Source organism: Microbacterium enclense (genome assembly GCF_001456955.1).
Lineage (GTDB): Bacteria > Actinomycetota > Actinomycetes > Actinomycetales > Microbacteriaceae > Microbacterium > Microbacterium enclense.
Genome location: NZ_KQ758469.1, coordinates 297925 through 314129, shown reverse-complemented (window position 1 = coordinate 314129; position 16205 = coordinate 297925). Strand labels below are relative to the sequence as shown.

Annotated in this window: 14 protein-coding genes; 2 read left to right on the top strand and 12 right to left on the bottom strand. The window is 70.3% G+C overall.

Features of this window, described 5'->3' with window-relative positions:
• Positions 1 to 58: 58 nt before the first annotated feature.
• Positions 59 to 1135: a DUF2510 domain-containing protein gene (locus AS029_RS17875; RefSeq protein WP_058231904.1), complete on the top strand. Its 1077-nt coding sequence runs from the start codon at positions 59 to 61 to the stop codon at positions 1133 to 1135.
• 230 nt (positions 1136 to 1365) lie between these two features.
• Here AS029_RS17875 and AS029_RS07215 read toward each other — a convergent pair whose 3' ends face one another.
• The 3 genes from AS029_RS07215 to AS029_RS07205 all read right to left on the bottom strand — a co-directional run bounded on the left by AS029_RS07215 (position 1366) and on the right by AS029_RS07205 (position 3343).
• On the bottom strand, positions 1366 to 2442 hold the full coding sequence (locus tag AS029_RS07215; protein WP_058231903.1) for an alkene reductase: 1077 nt from the start codon (positions 2440 to 2442) through the stop codon (positions 1366 to 1368).
• A gap of 113 nt (positions 2443 to 2555) precedes the next feature.
• Positions 2556 to 2843: a HepT-like ribonuclease domain-containing protein gene (locus AS029_RS07210; RefSeq protein ID WP_167345236.1), complete on the bottom strand. Its 288-nt coding sequence runs from the start codon at positions 2841 to 2843 to the stop codon at positions 2556 to 2558.
• Positions 2844 to 2899: 56 nt separating this feature from the next.
• Entirely contained in the window at positions 2900 to 3343 is a 444-nt protein-coding gene (locus AS029_RS07205) for a helix-turn-helix domain-containing protein (RefSeq protein WP_074615880.1), read from the bottom strand.
• A 240-nt stretch (positions 3344 to 3583) separates the two neighbouring features.
• Here AS029_RS07205 and AS029_RS07200 point away from each other — a divergent pair, with 240 nt between their 5' ends.
• Positions 3584 to 3832 carry a hypothetical protein gene (locus AS029_RS07200; RefSeq protein ID WP_058231901.1) on the top strand — a complete coding sequence of 83 codons (249 nt, stop codon included), beginning with the start codon at positions 3584 to 3586 and terminating at the stop codon, positions 3830 to 3832.
• Positions 3833 to 3901: 69 nt separating this feature from the next.
• Here the strand turns inward: AS029_RS07200 and AS029_RS07195 are convergent, their stop codons facing one another.
• From AS029_RS07195 to AS029_RS07155, 9 genes are all read right to left on the bottom strand, one after another.
• Positions 3902 to 7537, bottom strand: a complete 3636-nt coding sequence (locus AS029_RS07195; protein ID WP_228375900.1) for a GH32 C-terminal domain-containing protein — start codon at positions 7535 to 7537, stop codon at positions 3902 to 3904.
• A 172-nt stretch (positions 7538 to 7709) separates the two neighbouring features.
• Positions 7710 to 8357 (bottom strand): VOC family protein, encoded by a 648-nt coding sequence (locus AS029_RS07190; protein ID WP_058231900.1) that lies wholly within the window; start codon positions 8355 to 8357, stop codon positions 7710 to 7712.
• On the bottom strand, positions 8354 to 8977 hold the full coding sequence (locus AS029_RS07185; RefSeq protein WP_058231899.1) for an alkylhydroperoxidase domain protein: 624 nt from the start codon (positions 8975 to 8977) through the stop codon (positions 8354 to 8356). The genes AS029_RS07190 and AS029_RS07185 overlap by 4 nt, the downstream gene beginning before the upstream one ends.
• A 1-nt stretch (position 8978) precedes the next feature.
• Positions 8979 to 9644, bottom strand: coding sequence for a CMD domain protein (locus AS029_RS07180; protein ID WP_058231898.1), 666 nt, complete (start codon positions 9642 to 9644; stop codon positions 8979 to 8981).
• A complete protein-coding gene (locus AS029_RS07175) occupies positions 9641 to 10711 on the bottom strand; it encodes a putative FMN-dependent luciferase-like monooxygenase (protein ID WP_058231897.1) in 1071 nt (356 codons plus the stop codon). Before AS029_RS07175 ends, AS029_RS07180 begins: the two co-directional genes overlap by 4 nt.
• The gene (locus tag AS029_RS07170; RefSeq protein ID WP_058231896.1) at positions 10708 to 12402 is read right to left on the bottom strand and encodes a dipeptide ABC transporter ATP-binding protein; all 1695 of its coding nucleotides are present in this window, start codon (positions 12400 to 12402) and stop codon (positions 10708 to 10710) included. The genes AS029_RS07175 and AS029_RS07170 overlap by 4 nt, the downstream gene beginning before the upstream one ends.
• On the bottom strand, positions 12399 to 13268 hold the full coding sequence (locus AS029_RS07165) for an ABC transporter permease (RefSeq protein WP_058231895.1): 870 nt from the start codon (positions 13266 to 13268) through the stop codon (positions 12399 to 12401). Before AS029_RS07165 ends, AS029_RS07170 begins: the two co-directional genes overlap by 4 nt.
• Positions 13265 to 14299, bottom strand: coding sequence for an ABC transporter permease (locus tag AS029_RS07160; RefSeq protein ID WP_058231894.1), 1035 nt, complete (start codon positions 14297 to 14299; stop codon positions 13265 to 13267). Before AS029_RS07160 ends, AS029_RS07165 begins: the two co-directional genes overlap by 4 nt.
• A gap of 31 nt (positions 14300 to 14330) precedes the next feature.
• Positions 14331 to 15983, bottom strand: a complete 1653-nt coding sequence (locus tag AS029_RS07155) for a TIGR04028 family ABC transporter substrate-binding protein (RefSeq protein WP_058231893.1) — start codon at positions 15981 to 15983, stop codon at positions 14331 to 14333.
• Between the last annotated feature and the right edge of the window lie 222 nt (positions 15984 to 16205).

Below are 16205 nucleotides of genomic sequence, written 5' to 3'. Positions count from 1 at the left end.
CGAGCAATCAGCTCAGAGGTCACGAATCCGACGTGGCCCTTTCCGTGGGGGAAACACCTTGACTGAATCGATCACTCCAGCCGCGCCCGCAGGCTGGTTCCCGGCAGGCGTCGAAGGCCAGGAGCGCTACTGGGACGGCGCCGCGTGGACCGACCACGTTCGTCCCGTCGGCAACGCGTCGGACCAGAGCGACGTCGTCGCGGCCGGGCCGTCGGCTCCCGAGCCCGAGAAGAAGCCTCGCAACGTTCTCGGCATCGTGGCGCTCGCGCTGGCGGCCGTGGGATTCATCTTCGCGTGCATCCCCGGGGCCCTCATTGTCGGGTGGATCCTGCTGCCGATCGCTTTCATCCTCGGCATCGTGGCGCTCTTCCAGAAAGACAAGCCCAAGTGGCAGGGTGTCACCGCCATCATCGTGTCGGTCGTCGGCACGATCATCGGGGTCATCGTCTTCCTCGTGGTCGCTGCGACGGCCTTCAACAACGCGTTCAGCGACACGGTCACCGGGCAGGTGGGCACCTCCGACATCGTCGAGGAGGACGCGCCCGCGACCGCCGATGAGCCGGCTCTGGCCGCCGCACAGGAACTGGTGCTGGGCGAGACCGCCTTCGGCGTGGACACCGAGAGCGGCATGGGCTGGTACGCCGTGCAGCTGACCAACCCCAACGAGGACTACGTCTTCGGCAACGCTTCCATCAAAGTGGAGGCCTACGATGCGAACGGTGTGTTGCTGGACACCGGCATTGACTACAGCACCATCCTCTCGGGCGGTTCATGGTTCGTGGGCCGGTTCTTGCAGGTGGGATCGGCGCAGATCGATCGCATCGAGGTGCGCGGGCCGACCGCTGACGCGGCGACGTACTCGCCCGCCGCGGAGACCGGGTCGTTCACGCTGGGCGAGGTGACCACCGGCTCCGAGTACGACTGGATGACGGTCAACGGCACCGTCACCAGCAACTTCACCGAAGACCAGGACATGGTTCGCATCGACGTGATCGCTCGTGATGGCGGCGGCAAGATCGTGGGCGTCGACTCGACGTACACGGACCGCGTGCCCGCCGGCGGCACGGCGGCGTGGAACGTGCCGCTGTGGCAGGTGCCGCTGGACAGCAAGGTCGAGGCGTTCCCTCACCTGTAAGGTCCGACCGCTTCACCACTTCGAGGGCCACAAGGGGCCGTCTTCGGGCGCTCCCTTGTGGCCCTCGCGCGTGCAGTCGTAGACCTGACACCCGCCGAGGCGAGACGCACGGCTCGATCGTGCACCTTGCGTAACCGCGGGTGTTGTGGTCGCCCGCGACCGTGCAGCGCTATCGACCGGCATGAGAGAAGGGCCCCGCGCGACGAATGCGCGAGGCCCTTCACAACACGTCAGCCCTGCAGCGCCGGGTAATCCGTGTAGCCGCGCTCGCCGCCGCCGTAGACGGTGGCCTGGTCGACCTCGTTCTCGTCGGCGCCCTGCTCCCAGCGGGTGACCAGGTCGGGGTTCGCGATCGCCGGGCGACCCACGGCGACCAGGTCGGCGATGCCGTCATCCACCGCCGCCACGGCCTCGTCGCGCGTGGTGACCGCCGAGAAGCCCGAGTTCACGATGAATGTGCCGCCGAAGGCGCGGCGGAGGTCCTGGATCAGCTCGCCGGCGGGGTCGGCGTGCAGCACGCTCAGGTACGCCAGGCCCAGCGGAGCGAGCCCCGCGATGAGTGCCTCGTACGTCGCGCGGGTCTCGGCGGCATCCTGCTCCCAGACGTCCTGGATGTTGTGGGCGGGCGAGATGCGGATGCCGACGCGACCGGCGCCGACCTCGGCGACGACGGCTTCGGCGACCTCGATGACGAAGCGGGCGCGAGCCTCGGGCGATCCGCCGTAGGAGTCGGTGCGCTGGTTGGAGGCGGGGGAGAGGAACTCGTGCAGCAGGTATCCGTTGGCGGCGTGCAGTTCGACGCCGTCGATGCCGGCATCCACTGCCCGTCGGGCGGCGGCGACGAACTCGTCGCGCACGGTGGCGAGCTCGTCGGTCTCGAGCGCGTGGGGAGTGGCGTAGGCGACCTTGGTGCCGTCGGCCAGGCGGGTCTCGCCGTCGATCGCGATCGCGGAGGGGGCGACGATGCGGTCGGTGCCGGTGATGTCGGGGTGGGTGACGCGTCCGCCGTTCATGAGCTGCATGAACACGGTGCCGCCCTCGGCGTGCACGGCGTCGGCGACCTTCGCCCACCCGGCGGCCTGCGCGTCGGTCACGATGCCCGGCTGGCCGGGGTAGGCCTTCGACTCATCGCTGGGGTAGACCCCCTCGGTCACCAGCAGGCCGATGCCCGCGCGCTGCGCGTAGTACTTCGCGACGATCGGGCCGGGAACGCCGTCGGCGCCGGAACGAAGGCGGGTCATCGGGGCGAGCGAGACGCGGTTGCGAACGTCGACATCGCCGACGGTGGTGGGGGAGAAGAGGCTCACGGGAGTCCTTTCGTGGGGAACGGGGGCCGTGCCATGCCAACGAGGGGTGGCTGGTGGGTATTCCATCCGGACGAGGTGAGCGGGGTGGGTGGGTTGACGCGAGGGCGGGAAGCCTAGAGCGCAGGCAGCACGATGTCTGCAAGATAGGCGCGGAGTCGCGGCACGTCCCGCGTGAGCGTCCGCCACACCCGGTGCGGATCGAGATCGTCGTACTGATGTGCCGCGAGATTGCGCATGTCGATGATCTGCCGCCACGGCTGACCGGCGAAACGCTCGCGAACGGGCGCGGGGATCTTCGCGACGGCCTCGCCGATGCGGATCAGTCCCATCTCGGCGGCCCATTGCGCGTGGACATCGTCGAGGAAGTGTCGCTCGCCCTGTGCGACGATCTGCGCGATCACGTCGCATACCGCGATGACGCGCGCCGCGGCATCCCGAGTCTTGTGGAGGTCGGCGGTCACAGCGCGACCGCTTCGCGCAGCACTCTCTCGCGGAACTCACCACGAAGAGTGTCGGATGCCACGACATCCACCTCCACATGGAGCAGGTCTGTGAGAGCGAGGCGCAACCCGATCTCATCCAGAAGGCCGGCCTCGGGCGTGAAGTCGACGAGCAGGTCGATGTCAGACGTCGCCGTCTCCTCCCCTCGCGCGACGGACCCGAAGACCCGCGGTGCCGTGGCGTGGTGCTCCGCGACGATTCGGTGGATCTCGTCGCGGTGGCGGAACAGCCGTTCGTTCAGGGTGCCCACCAGCGCACGTCGGATGCGGTCCAGGACCTCGGCGCTGGGCTGACGCCGGCCGTTCTCGTAGGCGGAGATGTTGGGCTGCGGTACCCGCGCTGCGCGGGCGAGCTCGGCCTGGCTCATGCCCGCCGCCTCCCTGCCCGCTCGGATGTTCACGCGACCAGGGTATCGGAGGGGTTATCGGGGGCGATATACCCGTCCCGCTCTATGGCGTTGGCCACGCATGCTCGCGCGCGAACTTCACCCGGTGTCTTGATCGCCCTCTCTGGGCGGACGCGACATGCTGGCAGCGCGAAACGACCGAACTGGGAGGAGCGAGATGGAAGAAAGATGCGCACGATGCCGCGGGAGAAGAGCGACTCCCACGCTCGGATCCTCCTTGGGAGGGCTGCGTCCATGACGCCGCCGACCTACCGCGCATCACTCAGGATCCGGCTGTCGATCCTCTTCTCGCCGATGCGGCTGGTGCTCTGCCTCGCATCGTTCGCGTGGTTCATCGTGCTGAGCACGCTGTACCTGAGCCACGGGCAGGGCGCTGACGTGTGGGGCCCCCTGTCGGTGATTCCCCTGCTCGCCTTCGCAGCCTGGACGGTCGCCACGGACATGCGGTACCGACGAGACGACACCGCACCCGACGACGACTGAGCCCGACAACCCGCACGCGAAAGGGAGCGGATGCCCCGCCCCCGCGGCATCCGCTCCCCTCCGCCGCCCCTACGGCCGCCGCACCGTCACGGTCAGCGGCTTGCTCGTCGTCGTGCCGGAGGCGTTCGTGAACTCGACCCGGTACGTGTGCGTCCCCACCGCCGCGCCGGTCACATCCGCCCGAGCTGTCTGCGCGAATGGCGTGCGCGGGGTGAGCGTGCCCTCGGCGATGACGGTGTCACCCTCGAGGAACCGATAGCTCGTCGCGTTCGTGCCCGATCGCAGGGTCGCCGTCAGGGTGAAGGCGCCGTCACCGTCGCGGTTGTCGTGACTCAGCACGGGGGTCGCGGGCAGCGCCCTGGTCACCTTGACGGTCGCGCGCGAGGTCGCGGTCACGCCCTTCGAGTTGATCAGCTCGCCGGTGTAGAAGTACGTGCCGTTCTTCTTGCCCGAGACGGCGACCTTCGCGGACTGCGGGGCCGTGCCGCGATACTCCAACGGGATCGTGGCGATGAGGATGCCGTTCTCGTACAGGCGGAAGCTCGTGGCGTTCTGGCCCTTCAGCAGGGTCATCCGCACGGTGTAGTCGCCTGTGGAGAAGAGGTTGTCGTGCCACAGCGTGCCCCGGCCGGGCTTCGCGGTCGCGCCGTCGGGCACCGTCACGGGTGCCGACCACTCCGACCGCGGCGACTCGCCGACCGCGTTGACCGCGGTGACCGCGAAGCGCGCCGTGGTGCCGGGAGCCAGGCCGGTCACGGTGGCAGTGAGGGAGGTCGAGGTCGCCACCGCGGCATCCACTCCCTCCTGATAGACGCGGTACTCCGTGATGGGCGATCCCCCGTCGCTGACCGGCGCGGTCCACGAGAGCGCGGCGCCTCCTGCCTGTGGGGAGGCGGTCACTCCGGTGGGAGCCACCGGGGCTGTGTCGTCCAAGAACATCGTGGGGAGGAGGGGTGTCACGGTGATGCGCTCGATCGTGGCGGTGCCTCCCTCCGACCAGGCGGTGATGTCGTCGGCATCGGCGTTGGGGAACACCTGGTCGGTGGTCGTCGTGCGCCCGCCCGCGGTGAACAGCTCCACCGACGCGCGGTCGAGGTACGCCTCGAGCGTCACCGTGCCGTCAACCAGAGCCACCGGCGCGTCTTCGACGGAGGCGAAGGCCGGGTGGAAGTCGACATTCCCCGAGTCGCGCCGGTCGACGTACACGCGGCCGGTGGTGGTGTCGTAGCCGATGCGGGTGCCCGAGGTGTCGTCACCGAAGACGGTGATGCCCGCCTGCTCGGCATCCCCCGGCCGCAGGGTGAGGTCGACCTTGACGACATCGCCGCTCAGCTGCAGATCCGTCTCGCCGTCGACCGCCACGTCGGTGCGGGTCTGCGCGTTCGTGGCATCCATTCGTCCATCGATCTGGGGGACGACCTTCTGGGTGAGGCGGGGACCCTCGGCGGTCTGGGTGAGGGTGACCTCGCGGGGGAGGGCCATCGAGCTGCGCCAGGGCGAGGTGGGGATGTCGTTGGCGTAATCCCAGTTGTTCATCCAGCCCTGCATGACGTGGGAGCTCGAGTCGGGCGTACCGGAGTACGTCACGGTCGCGTAGTAATCACGGCCCCAGTCGAGCCAGTCGTAGCTCTCGAGACGGGTCGAGGCGGCCTGATCGGCGAACATCACCTGGTCGAGCAGCAGGTGACCCCAGCCGAAGCGGTTGTTGTCGATGACCCGGATGCTGGCCTGTCGGCCGGCGAACTCCGAGACGTTCCAGCTCGCCCAGTCGAGGGTCTCGCTGTTCGCCCCGGTGGCCGTGCGGACGACCTTGCCGTCGACGACGAGGTTCACACTCGTCTCGTCGCTGCGCACCTGCGCCGGCTCATCGCCCACGACGACGTGGTCGAACGTGAGGTGCCCCCACCCGCCGGTCGCCTCGTCGCGGATGCGGATCTGCGCCTGCTCCCCGGCGAACTCCGCGGCATCCCATGACACCCAATTCAGGGCACCCGCCTCGGGTCCGGTCTGCGAGCGGACGACCTGACCGTCGACCACGAGCTCGGCCTGCAGGGTGCCGTCGGTGCGCTTGCCACCGCCGATGAGGAACGACACGTACCGTCCGTCGAGCGTGAAGGCCGGGGACAGCATCTCGCCGGTGTTGTCGTCACCGCGCGGGCCGCCCTCCCACGTGTTGATGCGCTTGGCGCCCAGGTAGTAGTCGCCGCCGGCGGTGGAGGGGTTGCGGGCGGGGTCGGTGGCGAAGTCGCCGGTCAGCTGCCACCCGCTGTCGGCCAGCGTCTGGCCGTCGGGCAGCTCGAAGTCGAACACCGTCCGTCCGGCGGGCGGGTCGTTGGCGAGCTGGGTGCCCTCGACGTGCGGGTGGTTGCCGCCGCCGACGAGCAGGTTGATGTAGGGGTCGCTCACGGTGAACGTCGGCGACTCGAGCGTGCCGACCGGCCAGTCGCCGTCGTGGAAGCCGTTCACCAGTCCCGCGCCGACGAACCCGGTGACCGGGCTCTGCCCGTCGAGGGCACCGGATGCCGGGGCGAGCCCCCACGGCCCGTCCTTCCCGTTGCCGGGTTCGTTGCCGAGCGTCCAGCCGTCGAACGTACCGTCGTCGAAGCCGGCGAACACCCGGCCCGCGGGCGTCGACTGCGCGCCCTCGGTGCTCTCGCTCGTGAAGGTCGTGCCGTCGAACTCGCCGACGAAGTACTGCCCGCCGCTGCCGCCGCCGACGGCACCGGGGTTGAGGTTGACGACCATGACCCACTTCGTGTTGCTCGGATCGCCGTCGACCGGCAGCTCGAACAGGTCGGGGCACTCCCAGATGCCGCCGGTGGAGTTGGCGGGGCCGAAGTCGGACAGGTGCTCCCAGTTCTTCAGGTCGGCGCTCTTGTAGAGCACGACCTCGTGATCGAGCGCTTCGACCGCGACCATCACCCAGTAGGCGCCGCCGGGCCCGTCGTACCAGAACACCTTCGGGTCGCGGAAGTTCGCCGAGTTCCGGTCGAGCACCGGGTTCCCCTCGAACTTCGTCCACGTGTAGCCGTCGTCGAGGCTGTAGGCGAGCGACTGTGCCTGCAGGCCCGCGCGGGTCGGGTGGGCCGGCTCGTACGCACTCGTGTAGATCGCGACGAGCGGCGCGTTCGTGCCGTCGCCGAACCCGGACGTGTTGTTCTCATCGACCACGACGGAGCCCGAGAAGATGCTCTCGATCGGCCGACCCTGGTCGTCGAAGGTCTGCGGAATCGCGAGAGGCTGCTCGGTCCACGTGAGCAGATCGGTGCTGGTGGCGTGCCCCCAGCTCATGTTGCCCCAGCGGTCGCCCTGCGGGTTGTGCTGGAAATACAGGTGGTAGACGCCCTTGTGGAACACCATCCCGTTGGGGTCGTTCATCCAGTTCTTCTCGGGCGTGAAATGCACCCGGGGGCGGTATTGCTCGTCGCCGAGGGTGGGGGATGCCGCGGAGGCAGTGTCGGAGGGAGCGTGTGGGGCGGTCGTGGATGCCGTCGACGCGGTGCTGGCGGGAGCGTTGAGGGCTGCCGTGGATGCCGCGGATGCGGTGCCGGCGGAAGCGTTTGAGGTGGTTGCGGGTGCCGCTGTCGCGGGCCCGGGGTCGGCGTGCGCCGGCGCGACCGCCGTCACACCGAGGGTGGCCGCGACAACGACGGTGGTCGCCGCGGCGATCGTTCGGAATCGGTTTCTGGGCAGGCAGTTCTTCACACGCGCTCCTTTGTGCGTGCTGCCGTCAGGCAGCGACTGACATCGATGTCAGTCCATTGCGCACAGACGCTAAGCGGTGCCGAATGGGGTCGTCAAATGGTTAACCGAATTAACCATTGTTAACCACGGAAATTGCATCGGCCGGAGCTCCTCACGGCCGCCCGACCCGCCCCTACAGCTCGACTACGTCTCCGTTCGGGGTGCGCAGTGTCAGCCGGAAGCCCGGCTGCTCACCCGTCACGACCTCGGCGACACCGTCGCTCAGCCCGAGGGTGTTCAGGATGCCGGTCAGGGGCGCCGGGTCGGGCTCGGTGCGCACGAACGACACGAGCTCGATCGTCGGGATGTCGCTGAGGCCGGGCTGCGGCGTGTGCCCCCAGTCGATGAGGAACGGGACGTCGATCCGGTGGTTCTCGCCGCGCGTCAGGCGCCACTCGAGCAGGGTGCCGTCCGGCGTGCGCCGCGACAGGTCGCTGACGTCACCCGGGTCGTACCCGCCCGCGCGGGCAGTGGCGACGGTCGCGTCGATGTCGGTCGGATGCACCGCGTACGCCTGCACCCGCGGCTCGGTGAGCGCGTCGATGCCGAACGCGGTCGGCAGTGCGGGCTGGGCGCGGTCGGGATCGGGGCCGATCAGTTCGATGTACTGCGGGCCGCGCTCCCCGTCGACCGTGAGGGCGACGAGAGCGTTCGCCGTGCCGGTCGGGTGCGCGCCTCCCGGCGCGGCAACGACACCGGTGCGCTCGGCGAACCAGTCGATCAGAGTCGCGAGGTCGGGGCCGGCGATGACGACGTGATCGAGAAGGCGGGGAATGCTCATGAATGTCCTTGCTGTCGGGAGGGGACCTCGGGCTCGCCGAGCGACAGCATGAGCCGGTTCGCCCAGTTGAAGAAGGCGGCGCCGCCGATGACGTCGGCGATGTCGGCGTCATCCAGGCCCGCCGCGCGCAGACGCGCGATGGCGGCCTCGTCGAACGCCAGCGGGGTGTCGGCGAGGGCGACGGACGCCGCGACCACCGCGTTCCACCGCTCGTCGCCGAGGTCGGCATCCACTCCCTCGTCGAGCAGGCGCTGCACGTCGTCTTCGCGTCCGGATTCGCGGGTGGCGGACGCCGCGTGCACCGAGGCGCAGAAGACGCAGCCGTTGTGGCGCGAGGTGGCGGCCGCCGCGAGTTCGCGTTCGGCCCGCCCGATGCCGCCGTCGACGTTGTAGAAGATGTCGAGGTCGGTGAGCGTGCGGGCGCGGAGCGCCTCGGGGTCGCGCGCGAGCAGGCGGAAGTACGGCATCTTCGCGCGGGCCGGCTCGATGAGGGCATCGCGCTGCGCATCGGTCAGCGCGTCCTCGTCGACGGGCAGCAGCCACGGCACCCAGCCGAGACCGCGCTGCGTGAAGGCGTCCGGACGGGCGAGGTCGGGGTACTCGGTGATGGTGTCGGTCATCTCAGACTCCTTCGGCGAGCGAGGCGCGGGCGGGGGACGGCGATGCGTGGGCGGCGTGCGCGTCCACGGGAGCCGGAGCCGCGGCGAGCACGCGCAGCCCCCAGGCGAGCCGCAGCTGGAACGTCAGGAACGCCACGAGCTGCGACAGCGAGACGATGGCATCCGGACTCCACCCGGCATCCACGAGGCTCTTTAACGCGTCGGGACGCGCTTCGCGCGGGCGCACGACCAGCAGATGCGCGTGCGCGAGGGCAGCGGACAGACGGATGCCGAGACCCTTGGTCACGCCAGCTTCGGGGCTCCACCGCGCACCGTCGGTGGACTCGGCCGCGAGGCCCGGCTCGCGGTACTGGCCGAACGGGCCCGGGGCGCTCGCCGCGGCCGCGGCCTCGGTCACGACGGGGACGAGCTCCGCCGCCTCGTCGCCGAGCAGGTCGCCGTAGAACTCCGTCGCGGCGGCGAAACCGTGCAGCGTCGAGACGAACAGCGCGACGGCGTAGCGCTCCGCGAGGGAGAATTCGCCCGGGACGGCCGGTTCGAGGAGGGCCTCGAAGCTGCGCTGGGCGTTCTCGCGCGCCTGGGGGCGGCCGGAGCGGACGGTGTCGAGTGCGTCGCCCGGTCGGATACCGGCGAGCAGATCGATGATGTCGGCGGGGGGCGTGCTCATGCGGGTCCTTCCACGGCGGTGGTGGCGAGTGAGTGGTGGGCGTGGCGCAGGGCGTCGGCGGCATCCGGCCCGACGTCGAAACCGAGTCGGGGCGCGACCTCTGCGGCCAGCAGCTCCAGCGAGCGCAGGGTGAGCTCGTGGGGCGCGGCGATCGAGTGCACCTGGAACGACACGTCGCTGACGTCGGCGAGCGTCTCGTCGGCCGAGAGCGAGGCCACCACCTCGTCGACCGTGCCGACGTGGGTATCGGTCAGTCGCACGAGCTCGTCGAGCCCGACCCTGTCGGTGTCGATCGCGAGCACCGTGCGCGCGAGGTGGCGCAGGCCGTCGCCGGCCAGCTCGAGCGCCCGGGTGCGGTTCTCGGGGTCGACGACCAGGGCGGTGCGCGAGGCGAGCACGCGCACCGGTGCGCCGGGGGGCAGCGCTTGTCTGTAGGCCGCGATAATCGGCAGCTGGAGGTCGTGCAGGGGAGCACCGGGTGCCTCGGGGCTGCGCGGTTGCGTGCGCGAGAGCAGGAGCCCGTCACCGCGCACGCCCGCACGGCGACCGCCGTCGACCGAGAACGTCGCCTGCCAGATGCGCGCCGACAGGTCGCCGCCGCTCGGGTAGAGCTGAGAGTCGGATCCCCGGATGCCACGCCCCTCGAGCGCGTCGAGCAGCACGTCGAAGTGGTCGGCGAAGATCTCGCGGCGGCGGTCGGACTCGCGTCCGAACGCGGCGAACGAAGCCGGGGTGCCTCCGGTGGCGAGCCCCAGCTGCACGCGACCCCCACTGAGCTGGTCGAGCACTGTGGCGTCCTCCGCGACGCGGAGCGGATCGTCGAGGGGCAGCGTCACCACCCCGGTCGCCAGGGCGATGCGACTCGTGCGCTCGGCCGCGGCGGCCAGGAGCACGAAGGGAGACGGGAGGCCTCCTTCGGTCTCGCCGAAGTGGTGCTGCGCGAGCCAGGCCGAGGCGAAGCCGCTGCGTTCCGCGTGAGCGATCTGCTCGACCGCAAACCGGTAGCGGTCGGCTGCGGACGCGGTCTCGAGCACGCGGCTGAAGAATCCGAGGCGGGGGCCGGTCATCGGAGGACCTCCTTGGGGTGGGCCGTGGAAGGAATGGCATCCGGGCTCTCGGACGACAGGTGCGCGCGCAGCGAAGCACCCGGGATGGCCTGGAGCAGCTGCCGTGTGTACTCGTGCTGCGGGTCGTCGAAGAGGCGGGCGGCGGGCCCGTGCTCGACCTGACGGCCCCGCTGCAGCACCGAGACGGTGTCGGCGATCTGGCGGACGACAGCGAGATCGTGCGAGATGAAGACGTAGGTCAGCCCCAGGTCGGTCTGCAGGCGGGCGAGCAGGCGGAGGATCTGCGCCTGCACCGTCACGTCGAGGGCGGACACCGCCTCGTCGAGGACGACGAGCTGCGGTTCGACGATCAGCGCCCGCGCGATGGCAACGCGCTGCCGCTGGCCGCCGGAGAGCTCCCGCGGACGTCGGGTGGCGAGGTCGGGGTCGAGGGCGACGAGTTCGAGGTGGTGTGCGGCGCGTTCGGCGCGCTCGGAGCGGGAACCGATGTCGAAGTTGCGCAGCGGCTCGGTGAGGATCTCGGCGATGCTCTGCCGCGGATCGAGCGAGGCGTACGGGTTCTGGTACACCAACTGGGTGGTGCGGTGGAAGGCGCGGCGGGCGCGCCCACCGGCCAGTGCCGTGACCTCGGTGCCCGCCACGCCGATGCGCCCGGCGGTGGGGCGGTGGAATCCCGCGATCGAGCGACCGGTGGTCGTCTTGCCCGATCCCGACTCCCCGACGATCGCGTGCGTCGTCCCCCGCGCCACAGTGAACGAGACGTCGTCGACGGCGATCAGGGGGGCTCGGCCGGGCCGGCGGAACTCCTGCGTGAGTCCCGCGACCTGCACCAGGGGCTCGGCGGTGAGGGTCGTGGCATCCGGTGCCGCCCGCTCCACGACGCGGGCGAGCGACGGCGCGTCGGCGAGGAGCGTACGCGTGTACGGCGAGGAGGGGGCCGCGAGCACCTCGGCGGTGGGGCCGGCCTCTTCCACCACGCCGCGCCGCATGACGACGAGGGAGTCTGAGCGGTCGGCTGCGACGGCGAGGTCGTGCGTGATGAAGAGGATGCCCGTGCCCGTCTCGGTGCGGATCTCGTCGAGCAGATCGAGCACCGTGCGCTGCACCGTGACGTCCAGGGCGCTGGTGGGCTCGTCGGCGATGATCAGCTCGGGGCGGAGAGCCAGTGCGGCGGCGATCAGCACGCGCTGGCGCATACCGCCCGACAGCTCGTGCGGGTACTGCTTCGCCCGGGCCTCGGGGTCGTCGATGCCCACGCGCTCGAGCAGATCGAGCACGCGCGCGCGGATCTTGACGCGGTCGGTCGAGCCGTGGATGCGCAGCGCCTCGCCGACGCTCCACCCGATCGTCGCGACGGGGTTGAGGGAGTTCCCCGGGTCCTGCGGGATGAGGGCGATGCACCGACCGCGCAGGTGACGCCAGCGCCGCTCGGGCAGGCCGACGAGGTCGGTCACGCCGTCGGTGCGCTCGGAGAGACGGATGCTGCCGCCCGACACGCGGCCGTTGGCGGCGAGCAGGCCGATCGCGGCCTGCGCGACCGTGCTCTTGCCCGACCCCGACTCGCCGACGAGGGCGGTGACGGAGCCCGCCTCGACGTCGAACGAGACGCCGCGGACGGCCTCGACGTCGCCACGGCGGGCGCGGTAGCGCACCTGGAGGTCTCGGATCGACAGCAGTGGCTCGGTGCTCACGCGGCATCCCCTCCCCGAAGGGCTTGGCTCAGACGGTTGGTCGACAGCACCACGAGCACGACGACGAGGCCGGGCAGCACCGTGAGCCACCACGCGGTGGCGACGTAGTTGCGGCCTTCGGCGATGAGCAGACCCCACTCGGGCGTCGGCGGCGGTGCCCCGTAGCCGAGGAAGCCGAGGGTGGAGATCTGCAGGATGGCGGAGCCGAACTGCAGCGCGGCGAGGGCGATCACCGGCGTCAGCGAGTTGGGCAGGATGTGCCGCCACAGCACGCCGAAGAACGTGCCGCCCGAGCCGTAGGCCGCCTCGACGAAATCGGTGACGCGCACGCTCACCACCCGCGAACGCGCGAGCCGGGCGAAGACGGCGATCGAGGTGACGCCGACCGCGACCGCGGCGCTCGTGGTGCCGAACCCGAGCAGGATGACGACGGCGAGCGAGAGCAGCAGGGCGGGGATCGCGAGCAGCACGTCGACGATACGCATGAGCGTTTCGTCGACGGCGCCGCGGATCGCCCCGGCGGCCAGACCGATGGCGGTACCGACCACGAGGCCCACGAGCACCGCGATGAGGGCGCCGATGATCGACTGCGAGGAGCCGTAGACGACGCGCGCGTAGAGGTCGCGGCCGGTCGCGTCGGTGCCGAACCAGTGCTCGGCGCTCGGCGGCTGCAGCGCGAGGGCCGCGGTCTCGGTCGGGCTCTGGGCGGTGAACAGGCCCGGGAACACCGCCCACAGCAGGGCGACGACCACGACGAGCGCGGGGATGACGAAGCCGACGCGAGACCACAGATCGCGCCACCGGACCCGGCCCACGCCGGGTTCGGCGATCGCGTCGCGCTGTGCCACGGGGGGCGAGACGGTCATGCGGTGCCTCCACGGGACATGTCGCGGGTGGGACCGCCCACTTCGGCATCCACGAGCTCGTCCACGGCGCGCTCGGTGGCATCCGTCGCGCCCCTCCGGGCGGAGGCCGCGGTGCGCAGCCGCGCGTCGAGCACCGGGTAGAGCAGATCGACGATGAGGTTGATCGCGACGAACGCGACCGTCGAGATCACCACGACCGCCAGCAGCACCGGGGTGTCGCGGTCGGCGACGGCCTGCGCCGTCAGCTGCCCGATGCCGGCGCGGGCGAACACGGTCTCGGTGACCACCGCCCCACCGACGAGCTCGCCGAACAGCAGGCCGGCCATGGTCAGGGTGGGGAGCACCGCGTTGCGGGCGACGTTGCGCCAGAGCAGCCACGACGTGCTCGCGCCGCGCGCGCGCACCACCGTCACGAACGGCTGCTCCCGAACCTCGTCGATCGAGCGCATGAGCACCTGCGCCAGCGGGGCGGCGATCGGGATCGCCAGGGTGATGACGGGCAGTATCAGCGCCTGCGCCGGGTTGGCGCCGATCACGGGCACGAGACCCAGACGGAACGAGAAGACCTGGATGAGGATGATCCCGATCCAGAACACCGGCAGTGACACGAACAGCGGAGGGATGCCACGGAACACGCGCCGCAGCCAGCGGCCGCCCCCGTAGGTCGCGGTGAACGCGATCGTCACCGCGAGCACGACCGCCAGGGCGAGCCCCAGCACGGCGAGGGTCAGGGTGGGCGGCAGGGCGGTGACGATGAGGTCGGACACCGCCGCGCCGCTGGCCACCGAGTAGCCGAAGTCGCCCGTCAGGAAGCCGGCGATCGAGCGCACGTACTGCACGATCAGCGGCTGGTCGGCGCCCAACGACTGGCGGATCGCCTCGATCTGATCGGGCGTCAAACCGAGCTCGGGACTGCCGTAGCGGGCGAGCACGGCGTCGCCCGGCAGGGCGGCCAGCAGCAGATAGGCCGCCGTGTAGGCCAGGACCAGGACGAGGACGGCCTGACCTACACGACGAAGGACGTACGACATGGATTCTCCGTGGACCGCGATTCCGCGCGACTCAGCCGGCGAGCCAGGTTGAGTAGAACGACGGGCGTCCGACCGACTCGGTGTCGAAGCCCTGCACCTTGGCGGTGAGGCCGAACACCTGCGGCTCCTCGAAGATCGGCAGGATGTAGGCGTTCTCGGCGAGGTACTGCTGCGCGGCTTCGGACGCCGCCTGGCGCTCGGGCGTGGTGGGCTCCGACGCGATGGCCGACAGCAGCGTGTCGAGCTGCGGGTCGCCGACCGAGCCGTCGGCGGGGTTCAGGTTGAGCAGCGTGTTGCGGTTCTTCGAGAAGTACTGCGACTTCAGCACATCGAAGTCCGCGCGGCCGACCATCGAGTGGTACACCTGGATCGTGCTCTGATCGGTGGAGGCCTTCGTCTGGGCGGCCATGTCGCCCGCGAACAGCGACACCTGGATGCCGAGCTTGCCCAGCTGCTCCTGGATGAGCGTCACGACCTCTTTCGAGCGGGGCTGGGGCAGCGCCTCGTTGAACGCGAGGGTGAGCTTCTCGCCGTCCTTCTCGCGGATGCCGTCGGCGCCGAGCGTCCACCCGGCCTCATCGAGCAGCGCGGCGGCCTCATCGGGGTCGTAGGTGTAGAACGACGACGTGTCGACGTAGCCGAGGGCGGTCTTGGCGAGCGCGCCGGTGGCAAGCGGGTAGTTGGCGGTGAAGAGGGTGTCGACGATCTTCTGGCGGTCGATACCCGCGATGATCGCCTGGCGCACGCGGACGTCTTCGAGTCGCGGCTCGCGGAAGCGGAAGCTCAGGCCGTTGTTCACACCGTTGGTGGCCGCCGCGTGCAGCGACAGCGAGCCGCCGGCGAACTGCGCCTCGTCGGGCGCGGGGATGTTGCGGGCGACATCGGCCTGGCCCGCGACGACCGTGCCGACGCGCACGCTGTTCTCGGCGGCGACGATGTAGTCGATGCCCTCGAGGTACGCCGGGCCCTGGTGCGTCAGCGACGGGGGAGCCCAGTTGTAGTCTGCGCGCGCGGTGACGCTGGTCTGCGTGCTGATCTGCTCGTCGGAGATGACGAACGGGCCACTGCCGATGATCTCTTTCGCGTTGCCGGGACCGAACTCCTCGCTCGTCCGGTCGAGACTCGCGTCGGACAGCAGCCCCGAGTTGATGGTCGACACGGCCTGCGCGAAGCCGGGCGAGGGGGCCGTGAAGCGGAAGACGACCGTGTCGTCGTCGACGACCTCGCCGCCGCCGTAGTTGTTGATCGCCTCGGAGATCGGCAGGGCGCGGTCCTTGTCGCCCTTGCCGTAGAGGTCGATGTTCTTGACGACGTTGGCGGCGGTGAGCGGCGTTCCGTCGGAGTAGGTGACGTCGGTGCGCAGATCGAACGTGTACTCGGTGGCGTCGGCGTTGACCGTGTAGTCGGTGGCGATCCACGGCTCGAGCTCGAGGGTGTCGGGGTTCTGGTACAGCAGGCGGTCGGTGATGTTGTTGACGATGCCGCCGTTGGGGTAGAAGCCCGCGGACGGTGGGTACAGCGTCGTCCACGTCTGCGGTTCCAGATAGGTGAGGGTGCCGCCGCTGACGGGCTCGGTGCCGGCGTCGGGACCCGTCGACGTCGCGGTCGCCGAGCACCCGGCGAGAAGGGCGACCACGGCGAGGGCCGAGACCGAAGGGACGGCTATGCGGGTGAGTCGGGGCATGTGAACTCCAGAGGGGCGCCGTGGTGCGGCGGGCGAGACAGGATGTTCCACCCCACCACGGAGACGGGTCGGTCCTCGAACCGTCGGTCACGATTCGTCATGACGAAAGAGAAGGCCGCTAAGCGCACATTCGGGCCAGGTCAGCAGGGTATTCGCGACGCTGGCGCTCGCAAGTGCGATGCGGAACATGACCGTTCTTGACGTCGGGTTACGCGCCTTGAC